Origin of the sequence: Pseudomonas sp. Sample_21 (assembly GCF_004307525.1) — a bacterium.
GTDB classification, from domain to species: Bacteria; Pseudomonadota; Gammaproteobacteria; order Pseudomonadales; family Pseudomonadaceae; genus Aquipseudomonas; species Aquipseudomonas atacamensis.
The window spans coordinates 1-17,173 of sequence record NZ_RCNZ01000104.1; the positions used below are offsets into that span (position 1 = coordinate 1).

General features: G+C 62.4%; 15 protein-coding genes. 13 read left to right on the top strand and 2 right to left on the bottom strand.

Annotated features, from left to right (window positions below; translation table 11 throughout):
• The first annotated feature begins 43 nt into the window (after positions 1-43).
• Entirely contained in the window at positions 44-823 is a 780-nt protein-coding gene (locus tag D8U71_RS19250; RefSeq protein WP_130888441.1) for an ABC transporter permease, read from the top strand.
• A 139-nt stretch (positions 824-962) separates the two neighbouring features.
• On the opposite strand, the gene D8U71_RS19255 is transcribed toward D8U71_RS19250, so the two are convergent.
• Entirely contained in the window at positions 963-1,481 is a 519-nt protein-coding gene (locus D8U71_RS19255) for a DUF2062 domain-containing protein (protein ID WP_016770668.1), read from the bottom strand.
• Positions 1,482-1,617: 136 nt separating this feature from the next.
• On the opposite strand from D8U71_RS19255, the gene D8U71_RS19260 reads away from it, so the two are divergent.
• The 12 genes from D8U71_RS19260 (at position 1,618) to D8U71_RS19315 (ending at position 13,086) form a co-directional block, all read left to right on the top strand.
• Positions 1,618-3,852, top strand: a complete 2,235-nt coding sequence (locus D8U71_RS19260; RefSeq protein ID WP_130888442.1) for a DNA internalization-related competence protein ComEC/Rec2 — start codon at positions 1,618-1,620, stop codon at positions 3,850-3,852.
• Positions 3,853-3,953: 101 nt separating this feature from the next.
• On the top strand, positions 3,954-4,589 hold the full coding sequence (locus tag D8U71_RS19265) for a MotA/TolQ/ExbB proton channel family protein (protein ID WP_016771007.1): 636 nt from the start codon (positions 3,954-3,956) through the stop codon (positions 4,587-4,589).
• Complete coding sequence (locus D8U71_RS19270; protein WP_016771006.1) at positions 4,586-5,014, top strand: biopolymer transporter ExbD; 429 nt, start codon at positions 4,586-4,588, stop codon at positions 5,012-5,014. The genes D8U71_RS19265 and D8U71_RS19270 overlap by 4 nt, the downstream gene beginning before the upstream one ends.
• Complete coding sequence (gene lpxK / locus D8U71_RS19275; protein ID WP_130888443.1) at positions 5,014-6,024, top strand: tetraacyldisaccharide 4'-kinase; 1,011 nt, start codon at positions 5,014-5,016, stop codon at positions 6,022-6,024. Before D8U71_RS19270 ends, lpxK begins: the two co-directional genes overlap by 1 nt.
• Before the next feature lie 23 nt (positions 6,025-6,047).
• Positions 6,048-6,233: a Trm112 family protein gene (locus D8U71_RS19280; protein ID WP_003179363.1), complete on the top strand. Its 186-nt coding sequence runs from the start codon at positions 6,048-6,050 to the stop codon at positions 6,231-6,233.
• Positions 6,230-6,994 carry a 3-deoxy-manno-octulosonate cytidylyltransferase gene (gene kdsB, locus D8U71_RS19285; protein ID WP_024013932.1) on the top strand — a complete coding sequence of 255 codons (765 nt, stop codon included), beginning with the start codon at positions 6,230-6,232 and terminating at the stop codon, positions 6,992-6,994. Before D8U71_RS19280 ends, kdsB begins: the two co-directional genes overlap by 4 nt.
• The gene (locus tag D8U71_RS19290) at positions 6,994-7,458 is read left to right on the top strand and encodes a low molecular weight protein-tyrosine-phosphatase (RefSeq protein WP_130888444.1); all 465 of its coding nucleotides are present in this window, start codon (positions 6,994-6,996) and stop codon (positions 7,456-7,458) included. The genes kdsB and D8U71_RS19290 overlap by 1 nt, the downstream gene beginning before the upstream one ends.
• Complete coding sequence (gene murB / locus D8U71_RS19295; protein ID WP_130888445.1) at positions 7,455-8,474, top strand: UDP-N-acetylmuramate dehydrogenase; 1,020 nt, start codon at positions 7,455-7,457, stop codon at positions 8,472-8,474. The genes D8U71_RS19290 and murB overlap by 4 nt, the downstream gene beginning before the upstream one ends.
• 250 nt (positions 8,475-8,724) lie before the next feature.
• On the top strand, positions 8,725-9,195 hold the full coding sequence (locus D8U71_RS19300) for a (2Fe-2S)-binding protein (protein WP_130888446.1): 471 nt from the start codon (positions 8,725-8,727) through the stop codon (positions 9,193-9,195).
• Positions 9,192-11,513: a xanthine dehydrogenase family protein molybdopterin-binding subunit gene (locus D8U71_RS19305; protein ID WP_130888447.1), complete on the top strand. Its 2,322-nt coding sequence runs from the start codon at positions 9,192-9,194 to the stop codon at positions 11,511-11,513. Before D8U71_RS19300 ends, D8U71_RS19305 begins: the two co-directional genes overlap by 4 nt.
• Entirely contained in the window at positions 11,513-12,493 is a 981-nt protein-coding gene (locus tag D8U71_RS19310; RefSeq protein WP_122611447.1) for an XdhC family protein, read from the top strand. The genes D8U71_RS19305 and D8U71_RS19310 overlap by 1 nt, the downstream gene beginning before the upstream one ends.
• Positions 12,490-13,086, top strand: coding sequence for a nucleotidyltransferase family protein (locus D8U71_RS19315; RefSeq protein WP_130888448.1), 597 nt, complete (start codon positions 12,490-12,492; stop codon positions 13,084-13,086). The genes D8U71_RS19310 and D8U71_RS19315 overlap by 4 nt, the downstream gene beginning before the upstream one ends.
• Positions 13,087-13,276: 190 nt before the next feature.
• Here D8U71_RS19315 and rne read toward each other — a convergent pair whose 3' ends face one another.
• A complete protein-coding gene (gene rne, locus D8U71_RS19320) occupies positions 13,277-16,549 on the bottom strand; it encodes a ribonuclease E (RefSeq protein ID WP_130888449.1) in 3,273 nt (1,090 codons plus the stop codon).
• Between the last annotated feature and the right edge of the window lie 624 nt (positions 16,550-17,173).

Below are 17,173 nucleotides of genomic sequence, written 5' to 3' on the forward strand. Positions count from 1 at the left end.
TGTTCGTGTCCCTGGTGGAGAAAAATCTGTCGAAGGTGGCGGTATGAGTTCCGAGTTCGGTCCCAACCTCGTCGCCCTGCAAACCATCGTCTACCGCGAGGTCAAACGCTTCATGCGGATCTGGCCGCAGACGTTGCTGCCGCCGGCGATCACCATGGTTCTGTACTTCGTGATTTTCGGCAACCTGATCGGCCGGCAGATCGGCGACATGGGTGGCTTCACCTACATGGAGTACATCGTGCCGGGTCTGATCATGATGTCAGCGATCACCAACTCCTATGGCAACGTGGTCTCGAGCTTTTTCGGCAGCAAGTTCCAGCGCTCGATCGAAGAGCTGATGGTTTCGCCGGTGTCACCGCACACCATCCTGATCGGCTTCACCATTGGCGGCGTATTGCGCGGTCTGGCAGTGGGTCTGATCGTGACGATTCTGTCGCTGTTCTTCACAGATTTGCAGGTGCATCACCTCGGCGTGACCATTCTGGTGGTAGTGCTGACCGCGACAATCTTCTCGCTGCTGGGCTTCATCAACGCGGTGTTTGCGCGCAACTTCGATGATATATCGATCATTCCGACCTTTGTGCTGACCCCGCTGACTTACCTGGGCGGCGTGTTCTACTCGATCACTTTGCTGCCACCGTTCTGGCAGACCGTGTCGCTGGCCAACCCGGTGCTGCACATGGTCAACGCCTTCCGCTACGGCATCCTTGGTGTCTCGGATATCCGTATCGGCATCGCCATCACCTTCATGCTGGTGGCGACCGTGGTGCTGTATCTCGGCTGTGCGCGGTTGCTGGTGAGCGGGCGCGGGATGCGTACCTGATCCCGACCGCAGCGCTTCCATCGCGAGCAGGCTCGCTCCCGCATTGGAATGATGTTCTCTGTGGGAGCGAGCCTGCTCGCGAAGGGGCCAGCACAGACACAACAAAAAACGGCCTCCCATCGCGGAGGCCGTTTTGCATTCATTTCTGCCGGCTTTTCTTGCGCCGCCGCCATTGCCGCGCTACCCACCAGCGCCAGTACAGCATCACCAGAAAGTACGCGAGGACGCCCAGCACCAGACCGACGACCACCGAGCCCAATAAAAACGGCTGCCACAATGTCGACAGCTCACCGCTGATCCATTCCCAGGTCAGCTCGTCCGGCAGATGCCGCGCCGGCACATCCATCAGGAACGCCCCGGCCTGGTAGGTGCAGAAAAACACCGCCGGCATGGTGATCGGATTGGTCAGCCAGACCAGACTCACCGCGATCGGCATATTGCCGCGCACCATCACCGCCAATGCCGCCGCGACCAGCATCTGCGCGGGTATCGGCAGGAATGCCGCAAACAGGCCGACCGCCATCGCCCGGGCGACCGAGTGGCGGTTGAGATGCCAGAGGTTCGGGTCATGCAGCAACGTGCCGAGAAAGCGTAAGGATTTGTGTTCCCTGATGCTCGTCGGGTCGGGCATGTAACGTTTGAATAAGCGCCGGGGCATAAGGCTTCTCGGTCGGTTAAGGCGGCAAGTATGTCTGGATTCTACGAACCGCCCATTCAGACTTTGTGACAATTGTTGACGACGGTGGTGCCGCAGGCCCGCTATGCCTAAGGAGGGGACTCTCAAGGACGGGCATATGCGCACAGGGATGATGGCGCTGGCAGTCGGTCTGCTGGCCCCGGTTTTTTTGCCGGCCTTGCCGCCGGTCGGCTTGCTGGTAGTGCTGCCAGTGGTGGCGCTGATGCTGCTGCCGTTTCGCAGCTATCCATTGGCTTTTTTGCTGTTTGGTTTCACGTGGGCTTGTTTCAGTGCGCAGTGGGCGCTGACTGACCGCTTGCCACCGGGCCTGGACGGCGAGACCCGTTGGCTTGAAGGGCGGGTGGTCGGCTTGCCGCAACACAACGATGGCGTGGTGCGTTTCGAGCTGGCTGATGCGCGTTCACGCCACGAAAAGCTGCCATCGCTGCTGCGCCTGGCCTGGTACGCCGGGCCGGCGGTGAATAGTGGTGAGCGTTGGCGTCTGGCGGTGAAATTGAAGCGCCCGGGTGGCTTGCTCAACCCGCACGCCTTCGATTACGAGGCCTGGCTGCTGGCGCAACGGATCGGGGCGACCGGCACGATCAAGGATGGCCAGCGCCTGGCTGAGGCCCGGTATGCATGGCGCGACGGCGTCCGCCAGCGCCTGCTGGCGGCCGATGCGCAAGAACGAGAGGGCGCGCTGGCGGCGCTGGTGCTTGGCGACGGTTCAGGCCTCAGTCGCGAGGATTGGCAGGTGCTGCAAGACACCGGCACCGTGCATTTGCTGGTGATCTCCGGCCAGCACATCGGCTTGCTCGCCGCAATGATGTATCTGCTGGTCGCCGCGCTGGCGCGTTTCGGAATCTGGCCGGTGCGCTGGCCATGGTTGCCGTGGGCGTGTGGCCTGGCCTTCGCGGCGGCGCTGGGTTACGGCCTGCTCGCCGGTTTCGATGTGCCAGTGCAGCGCGCCTGCGTGATGGTGGCGCTGGTGCTGCTGTGGCGCCTGCGTTTTCGCCATCTTGGTGCGTGGTGGCCGTTATTGCTGGCGTTCAATGGCGTGCTGTTGTTCGATCCGCTGGCCAGTTTGCGTCCAGGTTTCTGGCTGTCCTTCGCGGCGGTGGCAGTGTTGATCTTCACTTTCGGCGGGCGGCTGGGGGCCTGGCGCTGGTGGCAGACCTGGACCCGCGCGCAGTGGCTGATCGCAATCGGCTTGTGTCCGGTGTTGCTGGCGCTGAGCTTGCCGATCAGCGTCAGCGGGCCGGTAGCCAATCTGCTGGCCGTTCCGTGGGTCAGCCTCGTGGTGCTGCCGCCGGCATTGCTCGGCACGCTATTGCTGCCCGTGCCTTATGTTGGCGAAGGGCTGTTGTGGCTGGCCGGTGGTTTGATCGACTGGCTGTTTATCGGGCTGGCGCTGATTGCCTGGCACTGGCCGGCGTGGATACCTGCCGCCATTCCACTCTGGGCGTTGATCCTGGGCAGCCTTGGCGCGATTTTATTGCTGTTGCCCCTAGGCGTGCCAATGCGACCGTTGGGCTGGCCGCTAATGTTGCTCCTGGCATTGCCGCCTCAAGAGCGAATAGAAGAAGGGCGGGCCGATGTCTGGCAACTCGACGTCGGCCAAGGCCTGGCCATCCTCATCCGCACCCGCCATCACGCGCTTCTCTATGACGCCGGCCCGCGTTTCGGCGAGTTCGATCTCGGCGAGCGAGTGGTACTGCCAGCGTTACGTAAACTTAATGTCCAAGCGCTCGACTTGATGCTGCTCAGCCACGCTGACGCCGATCACGCTGGCGGCGCCCGGGCGGTAATGCAGGGATTGAAGGTGCACCGCGTGGTCAGCGGCGATGCGCCAAACCTACCGCCGGAGCTGAACGCCGAAGTCTGCGCAAGTGGCGAACGGTGGCAGTGGGACGGCGTGCAGTTCCAGCTCTGGCAATGGTCGGCGGCCGATGACAGCAACCAGCGCTCCTGTGTATTGCAGATCGTGGCCAACGGTGAACGCCTGCTGCTCACCGGCGATATCGACATTCGCGCCGAGCGCGTTCTGCTCGACAGCCCGCTGGCCGTGCCGACGCAGTGGCTGCAATCGCCCCATCACGGCAGCCGCAGTTCATCATCGATGGCCCTGCTCAAAGCCTTGCAGCCCGAAGCGGTGCTGATCTCCCGTGGCCACGGCAACTCCTTCGGTCATCCGCATCCAACCGTGCTGGAGCGATACCGCAAGCAAGGTCTGCGCATCTACGACAGCGCCGAGCACGGTGCCATTCATCTGCAACTGGGCAGCTTCAAACCGCCGTGGACGATGCGTCAACAGCGGCGTTTCTGGCGCGATCCACCGGTGGCTGGCCGTTGATCGGTGCCAGCATGAGTGCCACCTCACGGTCGTCGGGGCGGCGACTCTTAATCGCGGATCGGTATGGTAAAGTGGCGCACTTTTTCGAGGGGACTGTCACTGTGTGGGAATTGGTCAAATCCGGCGGCTGGATGATGTTGCCGATCATTCTGAGTTCCATCGCGGCCATGGCGATCGTCGCCGAGCGCCTGTGGACACTGCGCGCCAGTCGCGTCACCCCCGAGCATCTGCTGGGTCAGGTCTGGGTCTGGATCAAGGACAAGCAGCTCAACAAGGAAAAACTCAAGGAATTGCGCGCCAACTCGCCGCTGGGGGAAATCCTCGCCGCAGGCCTGGCCAATTCCAAGCATGGTCGCGAGATCATGAAAGAGTGCATCGAAGAGGCCGCCGCGCGGGTCATTCATGAACTCGAACGCTACATCAACGCACTCGGCACCATAGCCGCCATGGCGCCGCTGCTCGGCCTGCTCGGCACCGTGCTGGGCATGATCGACATTTTCAGTGCCTTCACCGGCTCCGGCATGACCACCAATGCTTCGGTACTGGCCGGCGGTATTTCCAAAGCGCTGATCACGACCGCAGCGGGCCTGATGGTCGGGATTCCAGCGGTGTTCTTCCACCGGTTTTTGCAGCGCCGCATCGACGAGCTGGTGGTCGGTATGGAGCAGGAAGCGATCAAACTGGTGGAAGTAGTGCAGGGCGACCGTGATGTCGATCTGGCCGAGGGCAAAGCGTGAAATTCCGTCGCAAGCCCCGGGAAACCGTAGACATCAACCTCGCGTCGCTGATCGACGTGGTGTTCATTCTGCTGCTGTTTTTCGTGGTCACTACCACTTTCACTCGGGAAACCCAGTTGCGCGTGGATCTGCCGGAAGCGGTCAGCGGTTCGCCTGCCGAAGATCAGCAGGTCAAACAGCTGGACGTCGCGATCAGTGCCGAAGGCGTGTTCTCGGTGAACAACAAGATTCTGCCGAAGAATGATCTGGCGACGCTGATGGAAGCCATGCAGAAAGAATCCAACGGCGACACCAACATGCCGCTGTCGATCAGTGCCGATGGCAAGGCCCAGCATCAATCGGTGATCACCGCCATGGACGCGGCCGGCAAGCTCGGTTTCAGCCATCTGCGCATGACCACGGTCGAGGCGGCGCCGAAATCCTGATGAGCCTGTCCGATCGCCTGCTCGCCGCGTGGTATCAGGGGCATCCGGCCCTGACGCTGCTGCGGCCACTGGAAATGCTGTATCGCCGCGTGGTGATCAACAAACGTCAGCGCTTTCTCGACGGCGAAGGTGAAATCTACCAATCGCCGGTTCCGTTGATCGTGGTCGGCAATATCACCGTTGGTGGCACCGGCAAGACGCCGATGATTCTCTGGCTGATCGAACATTGCCGACGCCGTGGACTGCGCGTCGGCGTGGTCAGTCGCGGTTACGGCGCCAAACCGCCGCAACTGCCGTGGCGGGTTGAGGCCGAGCACAGCGCCGAGATTGCCGGTGACGAGCCGTTGCTGATCGTCCAGCGCACCGGCGTGCCGCTGATGATCGATCCCGATCGCAGCGCCGCCGTCAAAGTCTTGATTGCCAGTGAGCCACTGGACCTGATTCTGTCTGACGACGGCATGCAGCATTATCGTCTGGCGCGGGATCTGGAACTGGTGCTGATCGATGCCGCACGGGGCCTGGGCAATCAGCGCTGTCTGCCGGCCGGGCCGTTGCGTGAGCCGGTCGAGCGCCTGCAAAGTGTCGATGGCGTGCTGTTCAACGGTGCCCTTGATGATCGCGACGATGGTTTCGCCTTCCGCCTGCAACCCACCGCGCTGGTCAATCTGCGCAGCGGCGAACGTCAGTCGCTCGAGCATTTCCCGCCCGGGCAAGCGCTGCATGCGGTGGCCGGGATCGGCAATCCGCAACGTTTCTTCAATACCCTCGAAGCGCTAGACTGGCGGCCGATCGCCCATGCATTTGCCGACCACGCCGAGTACAGCGTGCAGGCGTTGAATTTCACCCCGTCATTGCCGTTGGTGATGACCGAAAAGGACGCGGTGAAGTGCCGTGCCTTTGCTGCTGCCGACTGGTGGTATCTGGCGGTCGATGCCGTGCCGTCGCCAGCCTTCGTGGCCTGGTTCGACACTCAGCTGATGCGCCTGTTGCCGGATCGTCTGCTGCCTTAACTCTTTTATTTCTGGGAATGTTCATGGACACCAAACTGCTCGACATCCTCGCTTGCCCCGTGTGCAAAGGCCCGCTCAAGCTCAGCGCCGACAAGACCGAACTGATCAGCAAGGGCGCCGGCCTGGCCTATCCGATCCGCGACGGCATCCCGGTGATGCTGGAAAGCGAAGCGCGCACCCTGACCACCGACGAGCGTCTGGATAAATGACCACAGCCTTCACCGTTGTCATCCCGTCGCGGTTCGCCTCGACCCGTCTGCCGGGCAAGCCGTTGCTGGATATTGCCGGCAAACCGATGATCCAGCATGTCTGGGAACAGGCGAGCAAAAGCAGCGCGACCCGCGTCGTTGTTGCAACTGACGATGCACGCATCGTCGAGGCATGCAAAAGCTTTGGCGCCGAAGTGGTGCTGACCCGTGAAGATCACAACTCCGGCACCGATCGTCTGGCCGAGGTCGCAGCGAAACTCGGTCTTGCGCCTGATGCGATCGTGGTCAACGTCCAGGGCGATGAGCCGCTGATTCCGCCAAGCGTGATCGACCAGGTCGCCGCCAACCTTGCTGCCCACACCGAAGCGCGCATGGCCACGCTGGCTGAGCCGATCGAAGACGTGGAGACCCTGTTCAACCCCAACGTGGTCAAGGTCGCCAGCGACATCAACGGCCTCGCGCTGACTTTCAGCCGCGCGACCTTGCCATGGGCACGCGATGCATTTGCCAAGAGCCGCGAGCAGCTGCCAGAAGGCGTGCCCTATCGCCGCCACATCGGTATTTATGCCTATCGCGCCGGGTTCCTCCACGACTTCGTGAGCTGGGGGCCGTGCTGGCTGGAAAATACCGAATCTCTTGAGCAACTGCGTGCCTTGTGGCACGGCGTGCGTATCCATGTTGCCGACGCGCTGATCGCGCCGCCGACCGGTGTCGACACCGTTGAAGACCTTGAGCGGGTTCGTCGCCTGCTGGGGGCCTGATGCGCGTTCTGTTTGTGTGCCTGGGCAACATCTGCCGTTCGCCCACCGCTGAAGGCGTGTTGCGTCACAAGTTGCGTGAAGCCGGGCTGGCCGATGTGGTCGAAGTGGCCTCCGCGGGCACCGGTGACTGGCACGTCGGCAACCCGCCGGACAAGCGCAGCCAGGCCGCGGCGAAAGTGCGCGGTTATGACCTGTCGACGCAACGCGCGCAGCAGGTCAGCCGGGCCGATTTCGCCAGCTACGACCTGATTCTCGCCATGGACAACAGCAATCTGCGCAACCTCAAGGCCTTGCAGCCGTCCACCGGCAGGGCCGAGCTGGATCTGTTTTTGCGTCGTTATGCCGGGCTGCTCGATGAAGTGCCGGATCCGTATTACGACGGTGATCAGGGTTTCGAGCAGGTGCTCGATCTGATCGAAGCGGCCTGCGACCAGTTGCTGATCGAAGTGAAGGGCCGTTTATGAGTTTGCAGGTGCAACCGCAAGTATCTTTGCAGGCCTTCAATACGTTTGGCGTCGATGTGCGCGCGCAGCTGTTTGCCGAAGCCCACAGTGATGACGATGTCCGCGAAGCGCTGGCCTATGCCGCGTCCCATGACGTGCCGTTGCTGGTGATCGGCGGCGGCAGCAACTTGCTGCTGACGGCGGATATTCCGGCGTTGGTATTGCGCATGGCTACGCGCGGCATCCGCGTGCTCAGCGACGATGGCAGTCGTGTGGTGGTCGAGGCGGAAGCGGGCGAACCGTGGCATCCGTTCGTGCAGCACACGCTGGCCGCGGGTTTTACCGGGCTGGAAAACCTCAGCCTGATTCCCGGCACCGTCGGCGCCGCGCCGATGCAGAACATCGGCGCCTATGGTGTCGAGATCAAGGACGTGTTTGCCGGCCTGACTGCGCTGGACCGCGAGAGCGGCGAGCTGCGGGATTTCAGCCTGGAGCAGTGCAATTTCGGCTACCGCGACAGTGTGTTCAAGCAGCAGCCGGGACGTTGGCTGATCCTGCGGGTGCGCTTCAAGCTTGATCGCGCCGCGCACCTGCATCTGGAATACGGCCCGGTCCGTCAGCGCCTGAGCGAGCAGGGCATCGAGCAGCCGACGCCCAGCGATGTCAGCCGCGCCATCTGCAGCATCCGCAGTGAAAAACTGCCGGACCCGGCGGTGCTCGGCAATGCCGGCAGCTTTTTCAAGAATCCGCTGGTGCCTGCCGCTGTGGTCACGCAGATCCAAGCGCAGCACCCGGATCTGGTGGCTTACCCGCAAGCCGATGGGCAGATGAAACTGGCCGCTGGCTGGCTGATCGAACGCGCCGGCTGGAAAGGCTTCCGCGACGGCGATGCCGGCGTGCACAAGTTGCAGGCGCTGGTGCTGGTCAACTACGGCACGGCCACCGGCCTGCAACTGCTCGACCTGGCGCAACGTATCCAGAAAGACATCGCCGAACGGTTTCATGTCGAACTGGAAATGGAGCCCAACCGGTATTGAGGCTACGCTTGCCTGACGCCATCCAAAGCCCTGCACTGATGAAAAAAGTGCAGGGCTTTTTTGTTAATGCTGGGTTAACTTAGCGAGCTAACGATACCAACCATTTGCTCCACCCAAAGGCCCGGTGCAGACGTTCCCGTCGGCGCAAGAGAGCCTGATTAGCCTGAGTCGATCTGCGCGAACCCACCGCTGATTTTCCGGCGGCAGATTGCTCGACCCCATAACCACTAAAAAATATGCGGGCGTGCCCATGATTACCCTGAAACTCAACGGTCAAGACCACTCCCTCGATGTCACCGAAGACATGCCGCTGTTGTGGGCGATTCGTGACATCGCCGGTTACAACGGCACCAAATTCGGTTGCGGCATGGGCCTGTGCGGCGCCTGCACCATCCATATCGACGGCTTGCCGGCACGCAGTTGCATCACGCCGATCGGCTCGGTGATCGGCCAGAACGTCACCACCATCGACAATCTCCACGCCGACCCGGTAGGCCAGGTCGTGCAGCAAGCCTGGCTCGACAGCGCCGTGGCTCAATGCGGTTATTGCCAGGGCGGGCAGATCATGTCGGCCACCGCTCTGCTGAAAACCAACCCCAACCCGAGCGACGAGCAGATCGAAGAAGCCATGGTCGGCAATATCTGCCGCTGCGGTACTTACAACCGGATCAAAACCGCGATCCGCCAGGCCTCCACCCAACTGAAGGGGGTGAAGGCATGAGCCGCGTCCCGAATGATTTCGCCCTGAGCAACCTCAGCCGCCGTGGTTTTCTCAAAGGCGTCGGCGCCACCAGCGCGCTGGTCCTCGCCGCGAGCTGGGGCTGGCAGGATGCGCTGGCCGATGACGCTGCGAAGAAGTTTGGCGCCGATGGCATGCCGAATGGCTGGATCGACGATCCCAAGGTCTACGTGAGCATTGCTGCCGATGGCAGCGTCACCGTGGTGTGCAACCGTTCGGAAATGGGCCAGGGCGTGCGCACCAGCCTTAGCATGGTGGTTGCCGATGAACTCGAGGCCGATTGGGCGCAGGTCAAAGTGCAGCAGGCGCCGGGTGACGAAGTGCGCTTCGGCAACCAGGACACCGATGGTTCGCGCAGTATGCGTCACTGGTACGAGCCGATGCGGCGTTGCGGCGCCGCCGCGCGGACCATGCTTGAACAGGCGGCCGCTGCGCAGTGGAAAGTGCCGGTTGGCGAATGCCATGCGGAGCTGCACAAAGTCATTCACAAACCGTCCGGCCGCGAACTGGGCTACGGCGAACTCGCCGCTGCCGCCAGTGCGCTGGCAGTACCGGCGCGTGACAGCCTGCGTCTCAAGCAGCCGTCGGAGTTTCGCTACATCGGTAAGGAAGGCACCAAGGCCATCGACGGTGCCGATATCGTCAATGGCCGCGCAGTGTACGGCGCCGACGTGCATTTCGACGGCATGCTCTACGCCACTATCGCTCGCCCGGCAGTGTACGGCGGCAAGGTCAAAAGCCTCGATGACAGCGCCGCGCTGAAAGTCCCCGGCGTGCTAAAAGTCATGCAGATCGAAGGCCGGCCATTGCCGTCAGAGTTCCAGCCACTGGGCGGCGTCGCGGTTGTGGCCAGCAACACCTGGGCGGCGATCAAGGGTCGCGAGGCGCTGAAGATCGAGTGGGACGACGGCCCGAATGCCAGTTATGACTCGATTGCCTATCGCAAGGAACTCGAAGCCGCGTCGCTGAAGGCCGGCAAAGTGGTGCGCAATACCGGTGATATCGACAAGGCCTTGAGCGGCGCTGCCAGCACTCTCGAAGCGTCGTATTACCTGCCGCATCTGGCGCAGGCACCGATGGAACCGATGGTTGCCATCGCCCGTTACAAGGACGGCGTCTGCGAAGCCTGGGCGCCGAGTCAGGCACCGCAGGTCACCCGTGAGCGCATCGCCGAACGCCTGGGCGTGCCGTTCGAAAAGGTCACCTTCAATGTGACATTGCTGGGCGGTGGTTTCGGGCGCAAGTCGAAACCGGACTTCGTCGTTGAAGCCGCGATCCTCGCCAAGGAGTTTCCGGGCAAGGCTGTACGGGTGCAGTGGACCCGCGAAGACGACATCCACAATTCGTATTTCCACACCGTGTCGGCGGAATATCTCAAGGCCGGCATCGACAAGAACGGCATGCCGTCCGGGTGGCTGCATCGCACCGTAGCGCCGAGCATCACCGCCTTGTTTGCGCCGGACATGAACCACGAAGCGGCGTTCGAGCTGGGCATGGGCTTTACCAACATGGCCTATGCGATTCCCAACGTCCGCCTGGAAAACCCCGAAGCCAAGGTACACACCCGCGTCGGCTGGTACCGCTCGGTGTCGAACATTCCCCACGGCTTCGCGATTCAGAGTTTCGTCGACGAACTGGCGCACAAGGCCGGGGAAGATCCGCTCAAGTACCAGATCAAATTGCTCGGCCCGGACCGGCAGATTGATCCTCGCACCTTGAGCGAAGAGTGGAACTACGGCGAATCGCCCGAGCGTTATCCGATCGACACCGGGCGCATGCGCACCGTGCTGGAAACCGCCGCCAAGGCAGCCGGATGGGGACGCAAACTGCCCAAGGGCCGTGGCCTCGGTCTGGCAGTGCATTACAGCTTCGTCACCTATGTCGCGGCGGTGATCGAAGTCGAGGTCAAGGACGATGGTTCGCTGATCGTGCACAAGGCCGACATCGCCGTGGACTGCGGGCCGCAGATCAACCCTGAGCGCATCCGTTCGCAGTTCGAAGGTGCGTGCGTCATGGGCCTGGGCAACGCCGTGCTCGGTGAGATCAGCTTCAAGGACGGTAAGGTCCAGCAGGACAACTTCCATATGTACGAGGTCGCGCGCATGTCGCTGGCGCCCAAGGAAGTCGCGGTGCATCTGGTGACGCCGCCGGGTGACGTGCCGTTGGGTGGCGTTGGTGAGCCGGGTGTGCCGCCGATTGCCCCGGCGCTGTGCAATGCGATCTTCGCCGCCACCGGCAAGCGCATCCGCAATCTGCCGGTGCGGTATCAGTTGCAGGGCTGGCAGAAGGCGCAAGCGTAATGGACAGCGTCGATCTCAACGTCCTGCGCAGCGTCCTCGAGTGGCGCCGCGCCGGACAGCGGGTGGTGCTGTTCAGCGTGGTGCAGACGTGGGGCACCGCGCCGCGCTCGCCCGGTGCCATGCTCGCCTTGCGCGAGGACGGCGTGGTGATCGGCTCGGTGTCGGGCGGCTGTGTCGAGGATGACTTGATCGCGCGGCTGCACGACGGCCGCATCGCCACCGACGGCCCGCCGGTGCAGATGATCACTTATGGCGTGACCCGCGAGGAGGCCGCGCGTTTCGGTCTGCCTTGCGGTGGCACCCTGCGCCTGACCGAAGAGCGCGTCGGTGACCCCGCGTGGGTGGCCGAGCTGCTGCAGCGGTGCGAAAACCACGAAATCGTTGCTCGGGAACTGAACATCGAAACCGGCGAGGTGCTGCTGGTTCCGGCGAGCAAGTCCGATTCGCTGGTGTTCGACGGCAAGATTCTGCGGGCGATTTACGGCCCGCGCTGGCGCTTGTTGCTGATCGGTGCCGGGCAGTTGTCGCGCTACGTCGCCGACATGGCGCGGCTGCTGGATTTCGAAGTGCTGATCTGCGATCCGCGCAGCGAGTTCGTTTACGGCTGGGAAGAGCAGCATGGCCGTTTCGTCGCCGGCATGCCGGATGAGGCTGTGCTGAACATCCAGACCGACGAGCGCACGGCGATTGTCGCCTTGACTCACGATCCACGCCTGGACGATATGGCTTTGCTCACCGCGCTCGACTCGCCGGCGTTCTACGTCGGCGCGCTCGGTTCGCGGGTCAACAGCCAGAAGCGCCGGGAAAATCTGGCTCAGCTAGGCTTGTCGCAAGCATCGATTGATCGCTTGCACGGGCCGATCGGCCTGCACATCGGCAGTCATTCGCCGGCAGAGATCGCCTTGTCGTTGCTGGCGGAAATTGTCGCGATCAAGAACGGTGTGGAGCTGAAACAGAAAAAACCGCTGGAGGGTGCATGAGCCAATCCATCGCAGTGATTGTGCTGGCGGCGGGCGAGGGCAAACGCTTTCGCCAGATCGCCGGCCCCGACAAAGACAAATTGCTCGCTGACTGCACCGGGCGTGACGGCGCGGTGCGCTCGGTCATCGAGCAGGTGCTGATGAATCTGCCAGCCAGTCTCGACAAGCGTGTACTGGTCACCACCGAAGCGCGACCGCAGGCGATGCGCATGGCCCAGGCTTATGGCTGCGACGTGGTGTCGATCGAATCGACCGGCATGGGCGACAGCATTGCCGCAGGTGTTGCCGCTTGCCCGGGCGCTGATGGCTGGTTGATTGTGCTCGGCGATATGCCGTTTATCCTATCTTCGAGTATCGAGCGAGTGCTCGCGGCGATGGCTGATGACGCGGTGAGCGTGCCGGTGGTGAGTGGCGAGTTTGGCCATCCGGTGGGGTTTGGTCGTTCGTTTGGCGCGCAGTTGCAGGCGCTGACCGGCGATCGTGGCGCAAGGCCGTTGTTTGCGCAGGGCAGGGTGGTGGAAGTGGCGGTGGATGATCCGGGGGTGTTGTGGGATATCGATGTGCCTGAATCTCTGGTATTTCCTCGGCCCTGAGCCGTGTTGTATCCCTTGTGGGAGCGAGCCTGCTCGCGAATGCGCTGGTTCAGTTACATGAATATTGTCTGACCCACCGCCTTCGCGAGCAGGCTCGCTCCCACAAAGGTTGTGGATGATGCCGGTATTTCAGGCAATAAAAAGCCCCGCCAGGCTTTCACCAGGCGGGGCTTTTTAATGGCTTCAGGAATTACACGAGTGGTTTAGGCTCGTGCTCTTTTTCCTGAGCTTCTTCGCGCTGTTCAACCGCGTCCTGAACGGAGCGTGGTGCTTCAGCGATCACCGATTCTACCGTTGCTTCTTCCGCGACCGGGGCAGGAGCTGCCTCGGTCACTTCAGCTGCAGGGGCCGGTTCGGCAGCCACAGGGGCCGCAGCGGCAGCCAGTTCGGCTTCCTTCTGCAGACGCTCGGCTTCACGCTTGCGACGACGCACTTCACGCGGGTCGTTTGGCGCGCGGCCGTTCGGCGTCAGGGCGCTGACCGGAGCCGGCGCTTCAACCACTGGCGCTGGCGCTTCGACTGCGGCTGGTGCTTCTTCAACCTGAGCTTCGGCAACCGGAGCTTCAACTACTGGTGTCGGCGCCGGCTCTGCTGCTGCAACTACTGGCTCGGAAACCATGGCTTGCGGCACTTCGGCTTCAGCGACTGGCACTGGGGCTTCGGTGACGGCTGGCTCGGCAACCCAGTTGAACGCAGTCTGCTCTTCGCGAACTTCACGCACGGTTTTGGTCACGTTTTCGCTGACGGTTTCTACCGCTGGCTCAGTGACGGCCGCTGGTGCTTCGACGACAGCTTCCGGTTCGGCAGTTGCTTCAGCCTGAGGTTGAGCTTCGCGGACCGGAGCGACTTCGATTTCCGGTGCAGCAGTCACTTCCACTGGTGTGGTGGCTTCGACAGCCGGCGTTTCGACTGGAGCAGTTTCCAGTGTGGCGGCGGTGGCGCGTTCAGCCTGCTCGTGGGCTTGGGCTTCTGCCGGAGCGCTGATGGTGCTGCTGGCAACGGCGGCGGTGACGGCCAGGCCAGCGGCCAGATCGGCAGTGCTTGGCTCGCCAGCGTTTTCAGCGGACTCGGATTCTTCCGAACCTTCGATCACGTTGCCGTTGGCATCACGTTGACGCTCGCGACGGTTGCTGCGACGACGCTGGCCACGGGAGCGACGACGTGGACGATCGCCTTCGGCGTTGTCCTGACCGTCTTCCGGCAGTTGCTCTTCGTTGTTGCTGTTCACTTCTTCTTCAGCGACGGCAGCAGCGGCCTGCTCGGCACGCGGTTGACGCTCTTCACGCGGTGGACGCGGAGCGCGTTCTTCGCGTGGCTGACGGGCCGGACGCTCTTCAGCGGTCACGGCAGCAACGGCTGCGGCTGCGGCTGGCGCGGCGTCCAGCGGCTCGCGCAGTTCACGCACGCGTTCTTCACGCTCGCCACGCGGCTTGCGATCTTCACGTGGGGCACGCGGTGCACGTTCTTCACGCGGGGCACGTGGTGCGCGCTCTTCGCGGGCTACCGGCGCTTCGCTGCGGGTTTCACGCGGCTCGCGGGCTTCACGTGGCTGGCGCTCTTCGCGCGGCTCGCGTGGTGCGCGCTCTTCACGTGGAGCACGTTCTTCGCGCGGCTTGCGTTCTTCATCGCGGCGACCGTTACGGTTGCGGCTCTGCTGACGACCGTTGCGGCGCTCTTCGTTGCGGGCAGGACGCTCGGTGGCAGCCGGTTTCGCAACCGCGACCGGTGCGGCTGGCTCTTCCTTGGTGGCGAACAGGCTGACCAGCGACTTCACCAGGCCCTTGAACAGGCTAGGCTCAGGTGCGGCAACCGGTGCAGGAGCAGGTGCGGCAGGGGCAACTTCAGTCGGCACCGGTGCATTGGCACGGGCCGGCGCGGTTTTCACTGCAGCTTCCTGGCGAACCAGAGTGCGAGTCGCAGCGGCTGGCTGGACTTCTTCGACTTCGGCAGCGGCGGCAGCGATTTCGTAGCTGGACTGGTTGGTCGCGGCTTCCGGGCTGTCGTCACGCAGACGCTGAACTTCAAAGTGCGGCGTCTCGAGGTGATCGTTCGGCAGAATGACGATACGGGCACGGGTGCGCAGTTCGATCTTGGTGATCGAGTTGCGTTTTTCGTTGAGCAGGAACGCAGCGACCGGGATCGGCACTTGCGCGCGAACTTCGGCGGTGCGGTCTTTCAGGGCTTCTTCTTCGATCAGGCGCAGAATGGCCAGCGACAGCGATTCAACGTCACGGATGATGCCGGTGCCGTTGCAACGCGGGCAGACGATGCCGCTGCTTTCGCCCAGCGATGGACGCAGGCGCTGACGGGACATTTCCAGCAGGCCGAAACGCGAGATGCGACCGATCTGCACACGGGCGCGGTCAGCTTCCAGGCATTCGTGGACTTTCTCTTCCACGGCGCGCTGGTTCTTGGCCGGGGTCATGTCGATGAAGTCGATGACGATCAGGCCGCCGATGTCGCGCAGGCGCAACTGACGGGCGATTTCTTCGGCGGCTTCAAGGTTGGTCTGCAGGGCGGTTTCTTCGATGTCGCTGCCTTTGGTGGCGCGCGCCGAGTTGATGTCGATGGACACCAGGGCTTCGGTCGGATCGATGACGATGGAGCCGCCGGAAGGCAGTTCGACGACGCGCTGGAATGCGGTCTCGATCTGGCTTTCGATCTGGAAACGGTTGAACAGCGGCACGCTGTCTTCGTACAGCTTGATCTTGCTGGCGTACTGCGGCATCACCTGGCGGATGAAGGTCAGGGCTTCGTCCTGGGCTTCAACGCTGTCGATCAGCACTTCGCCGATGTCCTGGCGCAGGTAATCGCGGATGGCGCGGATGATCACGTTGCTTTCCTGGTAGATCAGGAATGGCGCGGAGCGATCCAGCGAGGCTTCTTTGATGGCGGTCCACAGTTGCAGCAGGTAATCGAGGTCCCACTGCATTTCTTCGCTGCTGCGGCCCAGGCCGGCAGTGCGCACGATCAGACCCATGTCGGCCGGAGCAACCAGGCCGTTCAGCGCTTCACGCAGTTCGTTGCGCTCTTCACCTTCGATGCGACGGGAGATGCCGCCGGCACGCGGGTTGTTCGGCATCAGTACGAGGTAACGACCGGCCAGGCTGATGAAGGTGGTCAGGGCGGCGCCCTTGTTGCCACGTTCTTCTTTCTCGACCTGAACGATGACTTCCTGGCCTTCGCTCAGGACGTCCTTGATGTTGACGCGGCCTTCTGGGGCTTTCTTGAAGTATTCGCGGGAGATTTCTTTGAGGGGCAGGAAGCCGTGGCGCTCGGAGCCGAAATCGACAAAGGCAGCCTCAAGGCTTGGTTCGATGCGAGTGATACGGCCTTTATAGATGTTGGCCTTCTTCTGCTCGCGTGCACCGGATTCGATGTCCAGGTCGTAGAGGCGCTGGCCATCTACCAGTGCAACACGCAACTCTTCGGGTTGAGTTGCGTTAATCAGCATTCTTTTCATGTAGTACCGTCGGTTTCCGGGCTGCCGGAAACGGCGTTCGGCACACACGACTTCTCACGGTCGGTGTCAGGTGCGTCGGGAGTGGTTGGCCATTCCCGTGTCCAGCGATGTGCGGCCAATTGGGCCGATACCGCGACGTACGCGTCCTGCTTGCTGTGGCTACTTAAGCACTCAGTCAGGAGGAGGAATCAACCAGCGGCTGTGGACGAGATGAAGCGTCTTGATCAAAGCTTGTTGCTACACAGTCCGGCGGTTGTGCATCTCCACCCTACACGTATCCCTGATAATTCGGGTGCTGCCGCGCGCAGAATCCGCAGCGGGTTGGCATTTACCGTGAGCTCCGAAAGGGGAGGTCACGCATCATGGCTAATTCAGGCGATGTTTCCGAAGCAATCGCTCGGGGTCATTCGCAGTCGACTGCACTTTGTGAACTGGCCTTGAATGTTGCCTGCCGGGCGAGTGAGAACTCTGCTCGGCGGTGTAATTCAGGCCTCATGTCACCTGCGCTCGTTACAACCGCAAACTCCACCGTTACGTAGCGAAAGCCCCGTAGGACGGCCTCGCGCCCTGGTGAATTGCGTTGGTCAGGGCCGGTCTTTGACCGTGGTTCCGCTGTCCAGGCCG

What these genes read in the sequence shown, in the direction of transcription:
- D8U71_RS19300 (WP_130888446.1), top strand. Translation starts at nt 8,725, where the DNA reads ATGATTACCCTGAAACTCAACGGTCAAGACCACTCCCTCGATGTCACC.
- rne (WP_130888449.1), bottom strand. Translation starts at nt 16,549, where the DNA reads ATGAAAAGAATGCTGATTAACGCAACTCAACCCGAAGAGTTGCGTGTT.
- lpxK (WP_130888443.1), top strand. Translation starts at nt 5,014, where the DNA reads ATGAGCCTGTCCGATCGCCTGCTCGCCGCGTGGTATCAGGGGCATCCG.
- D8U71_RS19280 (WP_003179363.1), top strand. Translation starts at nt 6,048, where the DNA reads ATGGACACCAAACTGCTCGACATCCTCGCTTGCCCCGTGTGCAAAGGC.
- D8U71_RS19255 (WP_016770668.1), bottom strand. Translation starts at nt 1,481, where the DNA reads ATGCCCCGGCGCTTATTCAAACGTTACATGCCCGACCCGACGAGCATC.
- D8U71_RS19315 (WP_130888448.1), top strand. Translation starts at nt 12,490, where the DNA reads ATGAGCCAATCCATCGCAGTGATTGTGCTGGCGGCGGGCGAGGGCAAA.
- D8U71_RS19290 (WP_130888444.1), top strand. Translation starts at nt 6,994, where the DNA reads ATGCGCGTTCTGTTTGTGTGCCTGGGCAACATCTGCCGTTCGCCCACC.
- D8U71_RS19250 (WP_130888441.1), top strand. Translation starts at nt 44, where the DNA reads ATGAGTTCCGAGTTCGGTCCCAACCTCGTCGCCCTGCAAACCATCGTC.
- D8U71_RS19305 (WP_130888447.1), top strand. Translation starts at nt 9,192, where the DNA reads ATGAGCCGCGTCCCGAATGATTTCGCCCTGAGCAACCTCAGCCGCCGT.
- D8U71_RS19260 (WP_130888442.1), top strand. Translation starts at nt 1,618, where the DNA reads ATGCGCACAGGGATGATGGCGCTGGCAGTCGGTCTGCTGGCCCCGGTT.
- D8U71_RS19310 (WP_122611447.1), top strand. Translation starts at nt 11,513, where the DNA reads ATGGACAGCGTCGATCTCAACGTCCTGCGCAGCGTCCTCGAGTGGCGC.
- kdsB (WP_024013932.1), top strand. Translation starts at nt 6,230, where the DNA reads ATGACCACAGCCTTCACCGTTGTCATCCCGTCGCGGTTCGCCTCGACC.
- murB (WP_130888445.1), top strand. Translation starts at nt 7,455, where the DNA reads ATGAGTTTGCAGGTGCAACCGCAAGTATCTTTGCAGGCCTTCAATACG.